Genomic DNA, 16070 nt, shown 5'->3' on the forward strand with positions numbered 1-16070 from the left:
CTCCATGGTCGTCGGTCAGAAGGCGGCGCACCCCATGATCGCCGCAGCGCGTCCCGGGAGAACGGGCGGTCCGTCAGTGCGCGGAGGGGGACGGGGCGCTCGTCGGCGGGGTCGCGGCGCTGTCGTCGGGGGCGAACCACGCCATGCCGATCAGGAGGGACGCGACGAAGAGAGCGGCCGCGGCGATGGTCCCGATGACTCTCGGTCTGCGTCTCGCCGCGTCCATGACGCCGCCGCTCCGGGGGCGCCCCGCCCCGCGGTGCGCCGCCCGGCCGGACGACGGCAGCTGGTAGGTCGTGGACGTGGTCCGGATCTCCGGGGCGGCGCGCAGGTGCGGAGCGGGCGTCGCGGCAGGGGCCACCGGCACCGGCTCCGGGAGAGGTTCGGGGCGGCCCTGCCAGGCACCCGAGCGGAACCAGTCCGCGACCTCCTGGGCCGTCGGCCGGTCCTCCGGCTGCTTGGCCAGCAGGCCGAGCAGATAGTTCTCGAACGACGGAGGCAGCTGGATACCGAGCCGGCCCGGGGCCACCGGAGCCGCGTCCACGTGCTGGTAGAGCAGCCCTGTCGCGGTGTCGGCCTGGAACGGCGGGTTCCCGGTGAGGAGTTGATAGAGCACGCAGCCGAGCGAGTACACGTCGGACGCCGGGCCCGCGTTCTTGCCGAGGGCACGCTCGGGCGCCAGATACAGGCCGGTGCCGACGATCTGCCCGGTGGTGGTGAGCCCGGCGGCGGGATCGTCGAGGAAGCGGGCGATGCCGAAGTCACCCAGCTTGACCGTGCCGTCGGGGGTGCGCAGCAGATTGCCCGGCTTGATGTCCCGGTGCACCACGCCCTGGCGGTGGGCCGCCGCGAGACCGCCGGCCGCGCCGGCCGCGATGTCCGCCACCCGCTCCGGCGTCAGCCGCGCGCCACCCGCGGTCTCGTGGGCCAGGCTGCCGCCCTCGACGAGTTCCATGACGAGATAGAAACGGTGCTCCCAGGAACCGAAGTCGTAGACACCCACCACGTGCGGATGGCTGAGCGACGCCGAGGTCTGCGCCTCCATACGGAACCTGGCCGCCGCCGACGGATCCGAGTCCTGGGCGATGAGCAGCTTCACGGCCACGGGACGGCCGAGCATCTCGTCGGTCGCCTGCCACACCTCACCCATGCCGCCGCGGCCTATCGTCTTGTGCAACCGGTACCGATCCGCCAGCAACACCTTGCGCACCACCCTTGGAAGACTGCCCCGTCAATTTGGTTGCCACGGAACGTACTTCGCCCCGCGCGAGTGCGAGGACGAGCGGGAGGGGTGTGGCGGGAACAAGGATAAGGCGCGCGGAGAGCCGATGATCACACTTGGCCGGACGGCACGCTCGGAAGGCGCGAGGCGGTGATCACACCGAGCCGGACACCTCCTAGGAGTCCGCGGCGCGGGTGCGGGCCAGGGGGCCGTGCCGCAGGAGTTCCGCCAGGCCCTGGCGGGTGGCGGCCACCACCACGCGGTCCTCGGAACTCAGCACGTACCCGGGGTGAAGGTCCCAGACGAGGCCGGTGGGGCGGTCGGGGTCGTCGTCGGCGGGGGACGCGGCCAGATCGGGGCGGCGCTCGCCGGGCGCCGTGGCGTCGAGCGCGATCACCCGCCAGGAACCGGCCCGGAACGAGTCGGCGACGGTCCGGCCGTCGAGCCGCGGATGCCCCGCGACATCGAGGGCGGCGAAGAGCAGGACACTGCGCTCGACGGGGATGGCGCCGAGGATCTGGCGGCCCATCATGGCGCCGGCGAAGGCGGGCGCGGCGAGAGTGGAGACGCTTCGGCTGCGGGTCAGAGCCAGGGGGTGCGCCGAGCGGAGCGTGCGGTAGACGGCCGTCGCGAACGCGTCGTCGAACAGGCGCAGCGCCACCCGCAGGTCGGGCTTGACCGACCGCGCGTGCAGCGCGGCCTCGAGGTTGGTGATGTCGCTGCTGGTGAGGGCGAGCAGGGCGTGGGCCCGGTGCACCTTGGCGGCTTCCAGGACACCTTCCTGCGTGACATCGCCGATGACGGTGGGTACCCGCAGGCGGCGGGCGAGGGCGACGCCGCGCGCCTCGGGGTCCTCCTCCACACAGACGACGGGGATGCCGAGTTCACGCAGGCGGGACAGGACCCGGGTGCCGATCTTGCCGAGGCCGAGGAGCACGACGTGGCCGGACAGACCGCGGGGCGGCCGGCGCAGCGCCGACGCCGTACGGAAGGTGCCGAGGGCTTCGAGGACGGCCGCGAGGAGCACGGGCAGGAGGAGCAGTCCGGCGAGCCCCGTGAGGAGTTGGAGGAGCTGGCGGGCGAGCGGCTCCCCGATCGCGGGGTCGTCGATGGCGAACAGGTCGAGGAGAGTGAGGTATCCGGCGTGCAGCGGATGGTCGCCGGTGGTCGCCCAGGAGGCGACGGCCAGGCCGAGGACGCTCGAGACGAGACCGGCGAGGGACCAGCGCAGCCGGCGCGAGAACAGCGAGCCGAGAGGCATACGGCGGCTGGTCGCACGGCCGTTGGGCGCGGCGACGGCGGGGGAGACGGCTTCCAGGACCACGGTGCCGCGCCCGGTGGCCGCGGCGACCGTGCGTTCGTCGGGCAGCAGCAGCGGCCCTTCCGCGCCGCCCATGTCCGAACCCTCGGCGCCCGCCGGGTCGTTCGCGGTCGCGGACAGCAGAGCGAGGGTGCACAGGCCAGGGTCGGCGACCTCGCCCCGGCCCGGCGGGGTGCGGTCCACGGCGCGCAGCAGGAGCCCGTCGGCCTGGACGACCTTGCTGGTACCGGCGACGGCGGTGGCCGCGAGTGCGGGAGCGGCGGTGTCGGCGTCGGACAGGACCGTCGTGGTGGTGTCCAGCGCCTCGGGGTCGACGCCGGGTGCGGAGAGCGCGGCGGCCTGGTCGAGGAGGTGTTCCAGGTGCTGGCCGAGCTTGCGGTTGTAGAGCCGGATGACCAGGCGCAGCTGGGGGTTGAGACGGCGGGCGGCCAGGGCGGCCCGGATGTTCGTCTCGTCATCGCCGTGTACGAGGGCCAGCGCGGCGGCGTCGGCGACGCCCGCCTCGGCCAGCGCCTGCTCGTCCAGTTCGGGTGCCTCCAGGACGCGCGGCGTCGGGACGCTGTCGTCGGCCACGGCGGACACCGTACGGTTCACGACCGCTTGCATCCGCGAGAGCAGGGCTGCCGCGCGCGCCCGTCCGGCCGGCCCTGATCCCTGTCTCGTGACGCGGACCGAGGGCACGACGACGGTGACCCGCTCGCCGTAGACGGCGCGCAGTTCGGCGGCGAGCCGCTCGGCGAGCGCGTCACCACCGCACACGATCATGTGGCCGGACGGTGGGGCCTGTTGAGGCTGGCGGGGCAGGGTGGTCATGGCAACAGTCAAGTGGACGGCAGGGTGTGAGCGCACGTCGGGCCCTGAATGTGTGCAGGTGGGCGTGTTGCGTCCACCCTGTGGGCCCTAGTCCCGTCGCCCGGCGTCGGACCGGTCGCCCGGCAGGCGCCACCCGTGGTCGACCGGGCCGATGCCCGACCCCAGCGCGAACCCGGCGGCGATCGCCCCCGTGACGTACTCCTTCGCCCGGCGGACCGACTCCGGCACGGGCAGGCCGTGGGCGAGACCCACGGCGACGGCCGACGCCAGGGTGCAACCCGTGCCGTGCGTATGCCGGTTGTCGTGGCGGGGAGCGCGCAGCCAGTGCTCCTGCGTGCCGTCGGTGAGCAGGTCAACGGCCGCCCCCGGCAGATGGCCGCCCTTGACCAGCACCCAGCGCGGTCCGAACGACAGCAGCCGCGCCGCGGCCCGGCGCATGCCGTCGTCGTCCGTGACGGTGAGACCGGTCAGCTGCGCCACCTCGTCCAGGTTCGGCGTGGCCACCGTCGCGACCGGCAGCAGCTTCGTGCGTACCGCGTCCAGTGCGTCCTCGGCGAGCAGCGCATCGCCGTGCTTGGACACGCTCACCGGGTCCACGACCACCGGGGCGTCCGTACCGGCGAGCAGTTCGGCCACCGCCTCCACCAGCACCGGCGACGAGAGCATCCCGGTCTTGACCGCCTGGACGCCGATGTCGTCCACGACGCTGCGGTACTGCGTGCGCACCGCGTCGACGGGGAGTTCCCACGCGCCCTGGACCCCGAGGGAGTTCTGCGCGGTGACGGCCGTCACGACGCTCATGCCGTGGGCGCCGAGCGCCAGCATCGTCTTGAGGTCGGCCTGGATCCCGGCGCCGCCGCCCGAGTCCGAACCGGCGACGGTCAGGACGCGGGGCGGCGCGACGCGTCCGCTGCTCACGGGCACGGTCATGTGCGGGCCTCCTCGTAGGGTGCGGTGGGGGCGACGGCGGTCGGGCAGCGCAGTCTCAGGGGCGCGTACACGACGAGCGCGGCGACGAAGGCCACGTAGTAAGCGAGGTCGGCGCCGTGCAGGGCCTTCGCGACCGGGCCCACGTACAGGCCGCTGTCCATGAACGGGACCGCCGCGGCGAAGGCGGCGACGAAAGCGAGGAGTCCGGGCCACCAGGGCTGCGGCCGGGCGGACTCGGTGGCCAGGTCGACCGGCGCGCCGCCCCGGGCCCTGGCACGGGCGAACCAGTCGACGGCCACGACCGCGACGAAGCCGGGGATCCAGTAGCCGACGAACAGCAGCACGTTCTGGAAGCGGGCCGCGGTGTCGGCGGCGTGCATCCACAGCACCAGTGGGAAGCCGAGCACCGCGGCGAGCGCCGCCGCGAGCGGCCGCGGGATCCGGACGCCGATGGTCTGCAGGGCCAGCGAGCCGCTGTAGTCGTTCATGGCGTTGCTGCACAGGGCCGCCAGCGCCACGGCGAGCAGCCCGAAGGAACCGAGAACGCCGCCGCCGAGCAGCTCGTCGACACCGCGCGCGGTCTGGTCGGTGAAGACGGAGGCGCCCCACAGCCCCAGCGCCTGGACGGCGACGAAGGAGACGGTGACGCCGAGGAGTGTGAACCAGAACATGCGCTTACGGGAGGTGGCCGCCGGAAGGTAGCGGCTGAAGTCGCTTGCGTACGGGGCCCAGGACAGGGACAGGCTGAGCGCGATCGTGCTGGTCAGGACGAACGCGCCGGCCTGGTCGGCGCCGTGCGCGGCCCCGTTGGTGACCGGATGGACACCGTCGAGAAGCTTGACGGCGAGGACCGCGAAGGCGGCGGCCAGGACGAAGGTCATCAGCTTCTGCAGCCGGTGGACGGCCTCGTAGCCGAGCACGCCGAGCGCGCCCTGCGCCAGCATCATCACGAGCACGCCGACCCAGAACGGCCAGCCGCACAGCCGGGCGAGCGCGTCGCCGCCGAACAGGCCGATCAGCGCGTCCCAGGCGACCGACGACAGCCACTGCAGGACGCCGGGCACCGCGACGGCCCGGCCGAACGCGAGCCGCGCCAGCGGGAGCTGCCCCGCGCCGGTCGCGCTGCCCCACGTACCGAGATACGCGGTGGGCACGGCGCCGACGAGGGTGCCGAGGACGACGGCGGCCAGCGCGGTGGCGAAGTCCAGGCCGAGTGCGATACCGACGGTGCCGGTGAAGACGCCGGTCATGGTCAGGTTCGGGGCGAACCACACGGTGAACAGGCGCCCGGCGCCGCCGTAGCGGTGGGTCTCGGGGACCGGCGCGATTCCGCGCGCCTCGACCCGCAGGTCACCGGGCGCCGCGGGCATCCGCCCGTCGAAGACGGAGCGTGGTCCGGTGGTCCCGGTGCTGCTCGGGGCATGGGGCAACGACATTGGCTGACATCCCTCCGCCAGTGCTAACTGGTTCAGGTTCGACGGGTGTGATCTCAGCCCTCGTTCGGGGCACCCCGTGTCCGGTACGTCGGCAAGAGTAGCTTCCCTGTCGCGGGAGGCAAGCTGGGGGCGTGGCTCAGAAGTGCGTGGCGATGCCGAACGCGGCCCGGAGAAGCGCCATGTCGTGAAGGTCCTGTTCGCGTGGTTCGTACCCTTGGTGGAAATCGGCCTGCCGCTGGGCCGACAGGCACGGCACGGTGACTCCGCCGATGGTGCCGGTCACGAAGCGCGATGCCGGGTAGGCGAAGGGACTTCGCGGATCGGGGGAGGCCTGGACGGCGGACCCGTCCGCGGCGAAGGTCAGCGGATGCAGATCGAGGTCGCGGCCGTCGGGCGCCGAAAGCACGAACCGCACCGGACGCCAGTCGAGGCTCTCGGTGAACCCTCGACGCGCGAGCGCCGCGACCACGACGGACTCCTGCTCCTGTCGGTGCATCAGATCCAGGTCGCCGTGCTCGCGCGTCTGCTCGCCGACGAGCGCGTCGATGCCCCAGCCCCCGCCGATCCACACGTGCGTACCCGCGCGGCGCAGCACGGCCAGGATGTCCAACACGCTGTCGACGTCCATCAGTTGACCTCCGAAGGCGGCGGCATCGGCCGGTGCGCAGGGGTGGTGTCGGCCGGCCATGGGCCTACGCGGGCGGATTCTCGCTCAGGAGCAGTGCCGTGCCGAGTTCGGCGAGGCGCTCGGCGAGGTCCGTGCGGTCGCCCGCGGAGCCCGTCCGGGCCGCGTTGTCGACCACCGTCAGCACCGCGGTGACGACGATCCTGGCCTCGGCGGTGTCGAGTCCGGGGCGCACCTCGTCGAGCAGGCGCACCCACAGCGCCAGGTACTCCCGCTGGTTCTGCCGGGCCGCCTTGCGCTCCTTCTCGGGGAGCTGGTCCAGCTCGCCGATCAGCAGACCGATCAAGTGGCTTTGACTCAGGGCGAATTCGATGTACGAGCGCAGCAGTCGGTCGAGGGTCTGGCGCGGGGTGCCGGGCTTGGCGAGTGCCTGTGCCGTGCCCGCGCGCCGCTGTTCGCCGCCGCGCAGCACGGCGGCCACGAGCAGGTCGGTCTTGGTGGGGAAGTGCTTGTAGATGCTGGGGCCGGTCGCTCCGGCGGCCTCGCCGATGTCGTCGGTGCTGACGGACTGGAAGCCCCGCTCGTCGAAGAGGCGGATCGCCTCGACGAGGATCTCCTCGCGGCGGGAGACCGCGAGGCCCGCGTATCCGCCCGGCGCAGTTCCCGCTTCGGCACCGGTACTCGTCCCGAGGGGGCAGTGCGCGGCGGCGTGGGCGAGCCGGTGGAGGAGTTCTTCGAAACGGCGGCGGGGCAGCGACGTGCGGTGCCAGGAGATGGAGCCGAACACCGACAGGACGGACCACGCGAGGAGTTGCCGGTCGGACGCGTCGAGGTCCGGGCGCTCGTCGCCGATCAGGCCGGCGATCCGGTCGGCGACGTCCTTGAGGGCGCGGCGCTGTTCCTTGCGGCGGTCCTCCGGCAGGTGCCTGGCCTCGCGCTGCCACAGGACGGCTGAGCCGCGCCGGTCCATGGTCTCGCTCGCGCTCGTGCGGAGATAGGTGTCCAGGTCCGGGGCCGCGGCGAGGGACACCGAGATCGCGTTGACCGTGGCGTCCACGACGTGGAGCAGCAGGTCGGGCTTGCCGCGGAAGTGCCGGTAGAGGGCCGGGGCGGTGATGCCGACCTCGGCCGCGACATCGGCCACCGAGACGTTGTGGTAGCCGCGCTCGCGGAAGAGACCGGACGCGGCGGCGATGATCCGGGCCTTGCGGTCCGGGGGTCTGCGCGCGGTCGTCCGTCCCGACGCTTGCGTCTGCATCCCGGTTCGCCCCTCGCCGTCGTCCATTTCGGCAAAGGTACAACATCCGGGCAACGCTGTGATCAACATGTGGAACGGCCGGGTGGCGTTAGACAGAAATCACTCTGTTGCTTTCAGATCCGCCAACGCTAGATGCCCTGCGTCCAATCCATTGCGCCACATGGTTAGAGCTGCTTCACTTCCTGCTCACATCAGCCCCGTGGATCAGGGAGGGCCGTCATGGCCGTCGACCGACAAGAAGTGCCCGGCTCGCCGTCGGTGACCGCGTCCGGGTCCCGCGCGTCCGCCGTGCGGCGCAGGGCGTGGTACGTCCTCGCCCTGCTCGTCTGCCTGATGCTCGTCAACTTCGCGGACAAGGTCGTCGTGGCCCTGTCCGGCGTGGGGATGAAGAAGGAACTGGGCCTGGACGGCTCCCGGTTCGGCGTCGTTCAGAGCAGCTTCTTCTGGCTCTTCGCCGTCGGTTCCGTGCTCGGCGGCTGGCTCGGGGGCAAGGTGCGGGCGCGCTGGCTGCTGGCCGGGATCGCCGCGGTGTGGGCACTCAGCCTCGCCCCCATGGCCGCCCAGGTCGGCTTCACCACGATCATCGCGTGCCGGGTGCTGCTCGGCTTCGCCGAGGGGCCGACCGTCGCGCTGGCGATGCAGGTGGCGCACTCGTGGTTCCCCGCACACCGGAGGAGTGTGCCCAGCTCGCTCGTCATCGCCGGCGCCGGGGTCGGCCCGCTGATCGCGGCACCCCTGCTGACCTGGGTCATCGAGACGTACTCCTGGCACGCGGCCTTCGGCGTCCTTGCGGCGTTCGGCGCGGCCTTCGCGGTGCTGTGGCTGCTCGGCGGGGACGCCGGGCCCGAGAGTGTGCGGGCCGGCGATCACCACGTGGCGGCGGCGGTGCTCCCCGAGCGGGTGCCGCTGCGGCGTCTGTTCTCCACAGGAACGCTGATCGGCATGGCGCTCCTGTTCTTCGTCGCGTACGCCAACACGTCCGTCGGTGTCAGCTGGCTGCCGCTCTATCTGCGCGAGGGACTCGGCTACGACGCGACCACCGCGGGCCGGCTCGTCGTGTTGCCCTATCTGGGATCCGCGGTCGCCGTCATCCTGGTCGGAGTGCTCTCCGGCGCGCTGACCAAAAGAGGGGTCGGGAACAGGATCGCCCGAGGCGTCCTCCCCGCCGCGATGGTCCTGGCCTCCGGGCTGTGTACCGTCGCCTTCTCCTCGCTGGACCGAGGGGTGCCGCAGATGACGCTGCTCGTCCTCGGCGCGTGTCTGAACTCCGCCGGGTACGGCGTCGCCTTCGCCGGTCTCGCCGATGTCGCGCCGGCGGAACAGCGCTCCACCGTGTTCGGGATCATCGCCGCCGTCTACAGCCTCGGCGGGGTCGTGGCACCGCTGGCGATCGGCAGGCTGGTCGACGCCGGGACGTCCGCCGCGGCCGGTTACGGGGACGGCTTCCTGGCCCTCGGCATCACGATGATCATCGGGGCCGTGGCCGCGCTCCTTCTCGTCCACCCCGACCGGGACGCGGCGAAGCTGGCCGCGGCGTCCCGATAGCCGACGGGGTCGACGGAGCAGACGGACGGACCGAGGGAAAGAGACGCGTCGAAAACCATCACTCACACCCATGCATGCCTTGACATCAGGCAAGACTGGCAAGAAAGTGAATGAGCGATAACTTAGGAGTGACGACATATGAAGCGCACTGTCTACAACGAGGACCATGAGGCGTTCCGGTCCGTCGTCCGGGACTTCATCGCCAAGGAGGTGTCCCCGCACTACGAGGAGTGGGAGAAGAACAACCGCGTCCCGCGCGAGCTGTTCCACAAGCTCGGCGAACTCGGGGTGATGGGCTTCGGCATCCCCGAGGAGTACGACGGTCCGGGCGAGACCAGCTACAAGTACCAGACGGTGATCACCGAGGAGTGCGCACGAGCTGCCGTCTCCTTCGGCCACTACACCGTCACCACCGGCATCGTCCTGCCGTACCTGCTCAACATCGCCGACGAGGAGCAGAAGAAGCGCTGGCTGCCGGGCATCGCCAGTGGCGCGATCACCCTTTGTATCGCGATGACCGAGCCCGGCACCGGCTCCGACCTCGCGGGCATCCGCACGAGGGCCGAACTGTCCGACGACGGCACGCACTACGTCCTCAACGGTGCGAAGACCTTCATCACCGGCGCCCTCAACTCCGAGCTGTGCGTCGTCGTGGCCCGCACCTCCGCTCCCACGGCGGAGGACCGCCGCTCCGGTCTGACGCTGCTCGTCGTCCCGACGGACAGCGAGGGCTTCGCGTACGGCCGCAAGCTGGACAAGATCGGCCTGCGTGCCTCGGACACCTCCGAACTCTCCTTCACCGATGTCAGGGTGCCGGTGGAGAACGTCCTCGGAGAGGTCGGCAAGGGCTTCTCCTACCTGGGCAACAACCTCGCCCGCGAGCGCCTGTCCATCGGCGTCGGAGGCGTCGCCACCGCGAGCGCCGCGATCCGTTTCGCCAAGGCGTACGTCCAGGAGCGCCAGGTCTTCGGCAAGCCGGTCGCCGCCTTTCAGAACACCAAGTTCGTGCTCGCCGAGTGCGCCGCCGAGGTCGAGGCCGCACAGGCCATGGTCGACAAGGGCATCGAGCTCGACGACCGGCACGAGTTGTCGCCCGCCGACGCCGCCAAGATCAAGCTGTTCTGCACCGAGGTCGCCGCGCGCGTCATCGACAAGTGCCTCCAGCTGCACGGTGGTTACGGCTACATGCTCGAGTACCCGATCGCCCGCCTGTACGCGGACACCCGCGTCTCCCGCATCTACGGCGGCACCAGCGAGGTCATGAAGACGATCATCGCGAAGGACCTGGGTCTCTAGGTCCGCACCGACGTGCCCGGGCCGCCCGATCACCCCCGGCGGGCCGGCCCGGGCGCACTCCGGCCGCCCTGCCCCACCCCTGGCAGGGCGGCCGTTCCTCATATCCCCGCCATTCCCGATGCCTCCGCCCGCGTTCCCCTCCAGCCACCCGAGAGAGCCGCCCTTCCGTGACCACCGCACCCACCTCCATCCCCTCCGCCTCACCCTCCGCGGGGCCGCTTGCCGGTATCCGTGTCGTCGAGCTCGGCGGCATCGGCCCGGGCCCCTTCGCCGGCATGCTCCTCGCCGACCAGGGCGCCGAGGTCATCCGCGTCGATCGCCCCGCCGAGGCCGGCACCGCCTCCAAGCACCCGATCCTGCACCGGGGCCGCCGCTCGGTCGCCCTCGACCTCAAGGACCCGGCGGGCGTCGAGGCCGTCCTCGCCGTCGTCGACAGCGCCGACGCGCTCATCGAGGGCTTCCGCCCCGGCGTCGCCGAGCGCCTGGGCCTCGGCCCGGAGGCATGCCTGGCCCGTAACCCCAAGCTGGTCTACGGCCGTATGACGGGCTGGGGCCAGGACGGGCCGCTGGCCCAGGCACCCGGTCACGACATCAACTACATCGCGGTGGCAGGGGCGTTGGGTGCGCTCGGCGCTGCGGATGAGAACCCGCCCGTCCCGCTGAACCTCTTCGGCGACATGGGCGGCGGCGGGATGCTGCTCGCCCTGGGCATCACCACCGCCCTGGTCAGCGCGGCCCACACCGGCAAAGGCCAGGTCGTCGACGCCGCCATGACCGACGGTACGGCGGTCCAACTCGCGCTCATCCACGGCCTGCTGGCGGTCGATCGCTGGGAGGATGCGCGTGGCGTCAATCTCTTCGACGGGGGCGCGCCCTTCTACCGCACCTACCGCACCTCCGACGGTGGGTTCATGGCCGTCGGCAGCGTCGAGCCGCAGTTCTACGCGGTGCTTCGAGAGGTCCTCGGTCTCGCCGAAGACCCGCTGTTCGCCGGGCAGCACGACCGGGACGCCTGGCCCGCGATGGGGGAGCGGCTCGCCCGGATCTTCGCGGAGCGCACCCGCGAGGAGTGGACCAAGGCCTTCGACGGAACGCAGTCCTGCGTCACGCCGGTGTACGGCCTGACGGAGGCCGCGACCCATCCGCACAACGTGGCCCGCGGCACGTACTACACCGACGACGGCCTGCTCCAGCCGGCGCCCGCCCCTCGTTTTCAGGGCACGCCGGCGGCCACCCCGCGGCCCGCGCCGGTCGTCGGCGCGCACACGCGTGACGTCCTGAAGGAGGCCGGCCTGGACGCGTCCACGGTCGACGCCCTCGCCCCGAAGGGCTGACGGCAGAACAAGGGAGGGGAGGGGCGGCCCGCCGGCCTCCCCTCCCCTCCCTTTCTTCGGGCTGAACTCCCGTACAGGTCAGAGCAGTTCGAGAATCGTCGCGTTCGCCATGCCGCCCGCCTCGCACATCGCCTGGAGGCCGTAGCGGATGTTGTTGTCACGCATGTGGTGCACCAGTGTCGTCATGAGGCGGGCACCGGAGCCGCCGAGCGGGTGGCCGATGGCCATGGCGCCGCCGAGCGGGTTCATCAGCGAGTAGTCGGCGCCGGTCTCCTTGAGCCAGGCCAGGGTGACCGGGGCGAACGCCTCGTTGATCTCGAACGCGCCGATGTCACCGATGGAGAGGCCGGAGCGCTTGAGGGCCTTCGCGGTGGCGGGCGCGGGGCCGAGGGCCATGGTGACCGGGTCGGCGCCGGCGAGTACGGCCGTGTGCACGCGGGCGATCGGGGTCCAGCCGTTCTGCCGCGCGATCTCGCTCGTGGTGATCAGGAGCGCGGCGGCGCCGTCGGAAATCTGGGAGGAGTTGCCCGCGCTGACCACGCCGTCCGCCTTGAAAGGCGTCTTGAGGCCCGCGAGCTTCTCCAGGGTCGAGCCGCGCCGGACGCCCTCGTCGGTGTCGAAGACGCGCGTGGTGCCGTCCTCGGTGGTGACCGTGACGGGCGTGATCTGTGCGGTGAAGCGGCCCTCGTCGACGGCGCGGGCGGCGCGCTCGTGCGAGTCCAGGGCGTGCTGGTCGAGCTGGGTCCGGGTGAAGGCGTACTGCTCGGCGATCAGTTCGGCGCCGACGCCCTGGTCGAACTCGCCCTCGCCGCCCGGGAAGTAGCGGTTGAGGACCAGCGGGCCGTACGCCTCGCCGGCCGCCGGGACGCTGCGGGCCGAGCCCATGGGCACCCGGCTCATCGACTCGACCCCACCGGCGACGGCGATGTCGTACTGGCCGGCCGTCACCAGGCCCGCGGCGAAGTGCACGGACTGCTGGGAGGAGCCGCAGGCGCGGGAGACGGAGACGCCGGGCACGGACTCGGGCCAGCCCGCGGCGAGCGCGGCGAACCTGCCGACGACCCCGGCCTGCTCGCCGACCTGGGAGACGGTGCCCCAGACGACGTCGTCGACCGTGGCGGGGGCGAGGCCGTTGCGTTCGGCCAGGGCCGTCAGGACGTGGGCGGAGAGGTCGACGGCGTGGATGCCGGAGAGGGAACCGCCGCGCTTGCCGACGGGGGTACGCACGGCGTCGACGATGACTGCGTCACGCATGGGCTGCTCCTTGGGGAGGGGGTGGGCGAGGGGAGGGTGGCGGAGAGGGGGCGTGGTCGCGAGCAGGCGCGATGTAGCAATAAGTTATTCCAAGCTAACCTCGCTGTCCAGGTGATGCTCTCCCTCGTCGGTGCCTTGACAGCAGCGTAAACGCGCGTGAAAGTGAAAACTGGCTAACCCGCGATCAAGGGAGAGGCAGTCATGCCGCGCACGGTTTTCAACGAGGAGCACGAGGCGTTCCGGCAGGTGGTCCGGGACTTCCTCGCCAAGGAGGCGGTTCCGCACCTGCAGGACTGGGTGGCCGCCAAGGCCGTGCCGCGCGACTTCTACCGCAAGCTCGGCGAGCCGGGCGTCCTCGGCATCGAGGTGCCCGAGGAGTACGGCGGCGGCGCCGAGACCGGCCACCACTTCGGTGCCGTGTTCGCCGAGGAGGTCGCGCGCGCCGGAGCCACCGTCGGCACCGCGATGACGCACGCCAACATCATCGTGCCGTACCTGCTGCGCTTCGGGACCGAGGAGCAGAAGCGGCGGTGGGTGCCCGGCTGTGCATCCGGCGACATCATGCTGTCCATCGCGATGACCGAGCCCGGTACCGGCTCGGACCTGGCCGGCATCCGGACGAAGGCGGTCCTGTCGCGGGACGGCACGCACTACGTCCTCAACGGCGCCAAGACCTTCATCACGGGCGGCACCCAGTGCGACCTGGTCCTCGTGGTCTGCCGCACCTCACCCGCCCCCGCCGACAACCGTCGCAAAGGCCTGTCGATCCTGGTCGTGGACGCCACGAGCGAGGGCTTCACCGTCGGCCGCAGCCTCGACAAGATCGGCCTGCACGCCTCCGACACCGCGGAACTGTCCTTCAGCGACGTCAAGGTGCCGGTCGAGAACCTGCTCGGCGAGGAGGGTGAGGGCTTCTTCCACCTGGGCCGCAACCTGGCGCGCGAGCGCCTCGTCATCGCCGTCCAGGCGGCCGCCGCGGCCGACGCCGCCGTGCGGTTCGCCAAGGAGTACACCCGAGGCCGCACGGTCTTCGGCAAGTCCGTCGCGTCCTTCCAGAACACCAAGTTCGTCCTCGCCGAGTGCGCCACCGAGGCCGAGGCCGCCCGGCTCATGGCGTACGAGGCCCTGGAGCGCGACGCGCAGGGCGAGCTGTCCGCGGACTACGCCGCCATGGCCAAGCTCCTGTGCACCGAGACCGCCGGCCGCGTCATCGACAAGTGCCTCCAGTTGCACGGCGGTTACGGCTACATGCTCGAGTACCCGATCGCCCGCCTGTACGCCGACACCCGCGTCATGCGCATCTACGGCGGCACCAGCGAGGTCATGAAGACCATCATCGCCAAGTCCATCGGCCTCTGAACCACCAAGCCCCGTCGAGCCACCCTCGGCACCTCATCCAGGAACGGAATCCACACCATGCAGATCAACGGAGTCTCCGCCGTCGTCACCGGTGGCGCCTCGGGCCTCGGCCTCGCCACCGCCACGCGCCTGGTCGAGCAGGGCGCCCGCGTCGTCCTGCTCGACCTGCCCACCTCCAACGGCGAGCAGGTCGCCAAGGAACTCGGCGAGCGCGCTCCCGGCGGCGCCTCATGTCACTTCGTCGCCGGTGACGTGCGCAGCGCCGACGACGCCGCCCGCGCCGTGGCCACCGCCGCCGCACAGGCCCCGCTGCGCATCACCGTCAACTGCGCGGGCCTCGGCAAGGGCGGCCGCACCGTCAAGCGCGACGGAACGCCGTACGCCCTCGAAGACTTCGAGTTCGTCGTCGGCGTCAACCTCATCGGCACCTTCAACGTGCTGCGCCTCGCCGCCGCCGAGATGGCGCGGACCGAAGAGGTCGACGGGGAGCGCGGCGTCATCATCAACACCGCGTCCGCCGCCGCCTTCGAGGGCCAGATCGGCCAGTGCGCCTACTCCGCGTCCAAGGGCGGCATCGTCGGCATGACCCTGCCCATCGCCCGCGACCTGGCTGCCGCCAGGATCCGCGTGATGACGATCGCCCCCGGTCTCTTCTCCACCCCGCTCCTCAACAAGAAGCCGCAGGAGTTCCTGGACGCCCTCGGTGCTCAGGTGCCCCACCCCTCGCGCCTCGGAAACCCCGACGAGTACGCCCACCTGGCGACGTCCATCATCGAGAACCCCATGCTCAACGGCGAGACGATCCGCCTCGACGGCGCCATCCGCATGGCCCCGAAGTAGACCGTCCCCACCCGCTCTTGACCAGGGAGTCCCCCGTGTCCGTAGACAGCTCCGCCCAGAAGGTCGCCGTCGTCACCGGCGCCGCCCGGGGCATCGGTGCGGCGACCGCCGCACGACTGGCGCGCGACGGTTTCGCCGTCGCCGTGTTCGACCTGGACGAGGCCGCCTGCGCCCGTACAGTCGAAGAGATCGAGAAGGAGGGCGGACGCGCACTGGCCGTCGGCTGCGACGTCTCGGACCCCGAACAGGTCGAGGCCGGTGTCGCCAGGGTCGCCGCCGAACTCGGCACCCCCGCCGTGCTGGTGAACAACGCCGGCATCATCCGCGACAACCTCATCTTCAGGATGACCCCGCAGGACTTCGACTCCGTCATCGGCGTCCACCTGCGCGGCGCCTTCCTGATGGCCAAGGCCTGCCAGTCCCACATGGTCGACGCCAAGTGGGGGCGGATCGTCAACATGTCCTCCTCGGCCGCGCTCGGCAACCGCGGCCAGTCCAACTACTCCTCCGCCAAGGCCGGTCTCCAGGCGCTCACCAAGACCCTGGCCATCGAGCTCGGCCCGTTCGGCGTCACGGCCAACTGCGTGGCCCCCGGCTTCATCGCGACCGAGATGACCGAGGCGACCGCCGAGCGGATGGGCATCACCTTCGAGGAGTTCACCGGCCGGTACGCCAAGACCATCCCGGTCCGCAGGGGCGGCCGCCCCGAGGACATCGCCCAGGCGGTCTCCTTCTTCGTACGCGAGGAAGCCGGCTTCGTCTCCGGCCAGATCCTCTATGTCGCCGGCGGCCCCAAGGGCTGACGCACCACCCAAGACGACGGAGAGGGACTCCTTC

At 71.5% G+C, this 16070-nt stretch carries 13 protein-coding genes and 1 riboswitch; of the genes, 6 read left to right on the top strand and 7 right to left on the bottom strand.

The window, feature by feature from the left end; all coding sequences use genetic code 11:
* Positions 1-73: 73 nt before the first annotated feature.
* The 6 genes from ACIPWY_RS06880 to ACIPWY_RS06905 all read right to left on the bottom strand — a co-directional run bounded on the left by ACIPWY_RS06880 (position 74) and on the right by ACIPWY_RS06905 (position 7632).
* Positions 74-1177, bottom strand: a complete 1104-nt coding sequence (locus tag ACIPWY_RS06880) for a serine/threonine-protein kinase (RefSeq protein WP_401532398.1) — start codon at positions 1175-1177, stop codon at positions 74-76.
* Between the two features lie 220 nt (positions 1178-1397).
* Positions 1398-3356, bottom strand: a complete 1959-nt coding sequence (locus ACIPWY_RS06885) for an NAD-binding protein (protein ID WP_362900171.1) — start codon at positions 3354-3356, stop codon at positions 1398-1400.
* An 87-nt stretch (positions 3357-3443) separates the two neighbouring features.
* Positions 3444-4286, bottom strand: coding sequence for a bifunctional hydroxymethylpyrimidine kinase/phosphomethylpyrimidine kinase (gene thiD / locus ACIPWY_RS06890; RefSeq protein ID WP_401532399.1), 843 nt, complete (start codon positions 4284-4286; stop codon positions 3444-3446).
* The gene (locus tag ACIPWY_RS06895) at positions 4283-5722 is read right to left on the bottom strand and encodes a purine-cytosine permease family protein (RefSeq protein WP_401532400.1); all 1440 of its coding nucleotides are present in this window, start codon (positions 5720-5722) and stop codon (positions 4283-4285) included. Before ACIPWY_RS06895 ends, thiD begins: the two co-directional genes overlap by 4 nt.
* A riboswitch (TPP riboswitch) is annotated at positions 5715-5809 on the bottom strand. It overlaps the preceding gene by 8 nt.
* A 49-nt stretch (positions 5810-5858) precedes the next feature.
* Entirely contained in the window at positions 5859-6350 is a 492-nt protein-coding gene (locus ACIPWY_RS06900; protein WP_401532401.1) for a nucleotidyltransferase domain-containing protein, read from the bottom strand.
* A 64-nt stretch (positions 6351-6414) separates the two neighbouring features.
* Positions 6415-7632: a TetR/AcrR family transcriptional regulator gene (locus ACIPWY_RS06905; RefSeq protein WP_362900163.1), complete on the bottom strand. Its 1218-nt coding sequence runs from the start codon at positions 7630-7632 to the stop codon at positions 6415-6417.
* Between the two features lie 192 nt (positions 7633-7824).
* Between ACIPWY_RS06905 and ACIPWY_RS06910 the strand changes: the two genes are divergently transcribed.
* The 3 genes from ACIPWY_RS06910 to ACIPWY_RS06920 all read left to right on the top strand — a co-directional run bounded on the left by ACIPWY_RS06910 (position 7825) and on the right by ACIPWY_RS06920 (position 11780).
* On the top strand, positions 7825-9150 hold the full coding sequence (locus tag ACIPWY_RS06910; RefSeq protein ID WP_362900161.1) for an MFS transporter: 1326 nt from the start codon (positions 7825-7827) through the stop codon (positions 9148-9150).
* A 138-nt stretch (positions 9151-9288) separates the two neighbouring features.
* A complete protein-coding gene (locus tag ACIPWY_RS06915) occupies positions 9289-10446 on the top strand; it encodes an acyl-CoA dehydrogenase family protein (RefSeq protein ID WP_393698915.1) in 1158 nt (385 codons plus the stop codon).
* 167 nt (positions 10447-10613) lie between these two features.
* Positions 10614-11780, top strand: coding sequence for a CaiB/BaiF CoA transferase family protein (locus tag ACIPWY_RS06920; RefSeq protein ID WP_401532402.1), 1167 nt, complete (start codon positions 10614-10616; stop codon positions 11778-11780).
* Between the two features lie 78 nt (positions 11781-11858).
* Here ACIPWY_RS06920 and ACIPWY_RS06925 read toward each other — a convergent pair whose 3' ends face one another.
* Entirely contained in the window at positions 11859-13034 is a 1176-nt protein-coding gene (locus tag ACIPWY_RS06925) for a thiolase family protein (RefSeq protein ID WP_401532403.1), read from the bottom strand.
* Positions 13035-13235: 201 nt separating this feature from the next.
* Here ACIPWY_RS06925 and ACIPWY_RS06930 point away from each other — a divergent pair, with 201 nt between their 5' ends.
* From ACIPWY_RS06930 to fabG, 3 genes are read left to right on the top strand one after another with little or no spacing between them, the layout of a single operon-like run.
* The gene (locus ACIPWY_RS06930) at positions 13236-14393 is read left to right on the top strand and encodes an acyl-CoA dehydrogenase family protein (RefSeq protein WP_401532404.1); all 1158 of its coding nucleotides are present in this window, start codon (positions 13236-13238) and stop codon (positions 14391-14393) included.
* A 57-nt stretch (positions 14394-14450) separates the two neighbouring features.
* Positions 14451-15233: an SDR family NAD(P)-dependent oxidoreductase gene (locus ACIPWY_RS06935; protein ID WP_401532405.1), complete on the top strand. Its 783-nt coding sequence runs from the start codon at positions 14451-14453 to the stop codon at positions 15231-15233.
* A gap of 35 nt (positions 15234-15268) precedes the next feature.
* Positions 15269-16036, top strand: a complete 768-nt coding sequence (gene fabG / locus ACIPWY_RS06940; RefSeq protein ID WP_362900150.1) for a 3-oxoacyl-ACP reductase FabG — start codon at positions 15269-15271, stop codon at positions 16034-16036.
* Positions 16037-16070: the final 34 nt, after the last annotated feature.

The organism is Streptomyces sp. NPDC090032, from assembly GCF_044748025.1.
Taxonomy (GTDB): domain Bacteria; phylum Actinomycetota; class Actinomycetes; order Streptomycetales; family Streptomycetaceae; genus Streptomyces.

Bases quoted from the DNA above. Each gene is read 5' to 3' on its own strand.
- ACIPWY_RS06915 (WP_393698915.1), top strand. From the start codon at position 9,289: ATGAAGCGCACTGTCTACAACGAGGACCATGAGGCGTTCCGGTCCGTC.
- ACIPWY_RS06930 (WP_401532404.1), top strand. From the start codon at position 13,236: ATGCCGCGCACGGTTTTCAACGAGGAGCACGAGGCGTTCCGGCAGGTG.
- ACIPWY_RS06935 (WP_401532405.1), top strand. From the start codon at position 14,451: ATGCAGATCAACGGAGTCTCCGCCGTCGTCACCGGTGGCGCCTCGGGC.
- ACIPWY_RS06925 (WP_401532403.1), bottom strand. From the start codon at position 13,034: ATGCGTGACGCAGTCATCGTCGACGCCGTGCGTACCCCCGTCGGCAAG.
- ACIPWY_RS06895 (WP_401532400.1), bottom strand. From the start codon at position 5,722: ATGTCGTTGCCCCATGCCCCGAGCAGCACCGGGACCACCGGACCACGC.
- ACIPWY_RS06910 (WP_362900161.1), top strand. From the start codon at position 7,825: ATGGCCGTCGACCGACAAGAAGTGCCCGGCTCGCCGTCGGTGACCGCG.
- thiD (WP_401532399.1), bottom strand. From the start codon at position 4,286: ATGACCGTGCCCGTGAGCAGCGGACGCGTCGCGCCGCCCCGCGTCCTG.
- ACIPWY_RS06905 (WP_362900163.1), bottom strand. From the start codon at position 7,632: ATGGACGACGGCGAGGGGCGAACCGGGATGCAGACGCAAGCGTCGGGA.
- ACIPWY_RS06885 (WP_362900171.1), bottom strand. From the start codon at position 3,356: ATGACCACCCTGCCCCGCCAGCCTCAACAGGCCCCACCGTCCGGCCAC.
- ACIPWY_RS06900 (WP_401532401.1), bottom strand. From the start codon at position 6,350: ATGGACGTCGACAGCGTGTTGGACATCCTGGCCGTGCTGCGCCGCGCG.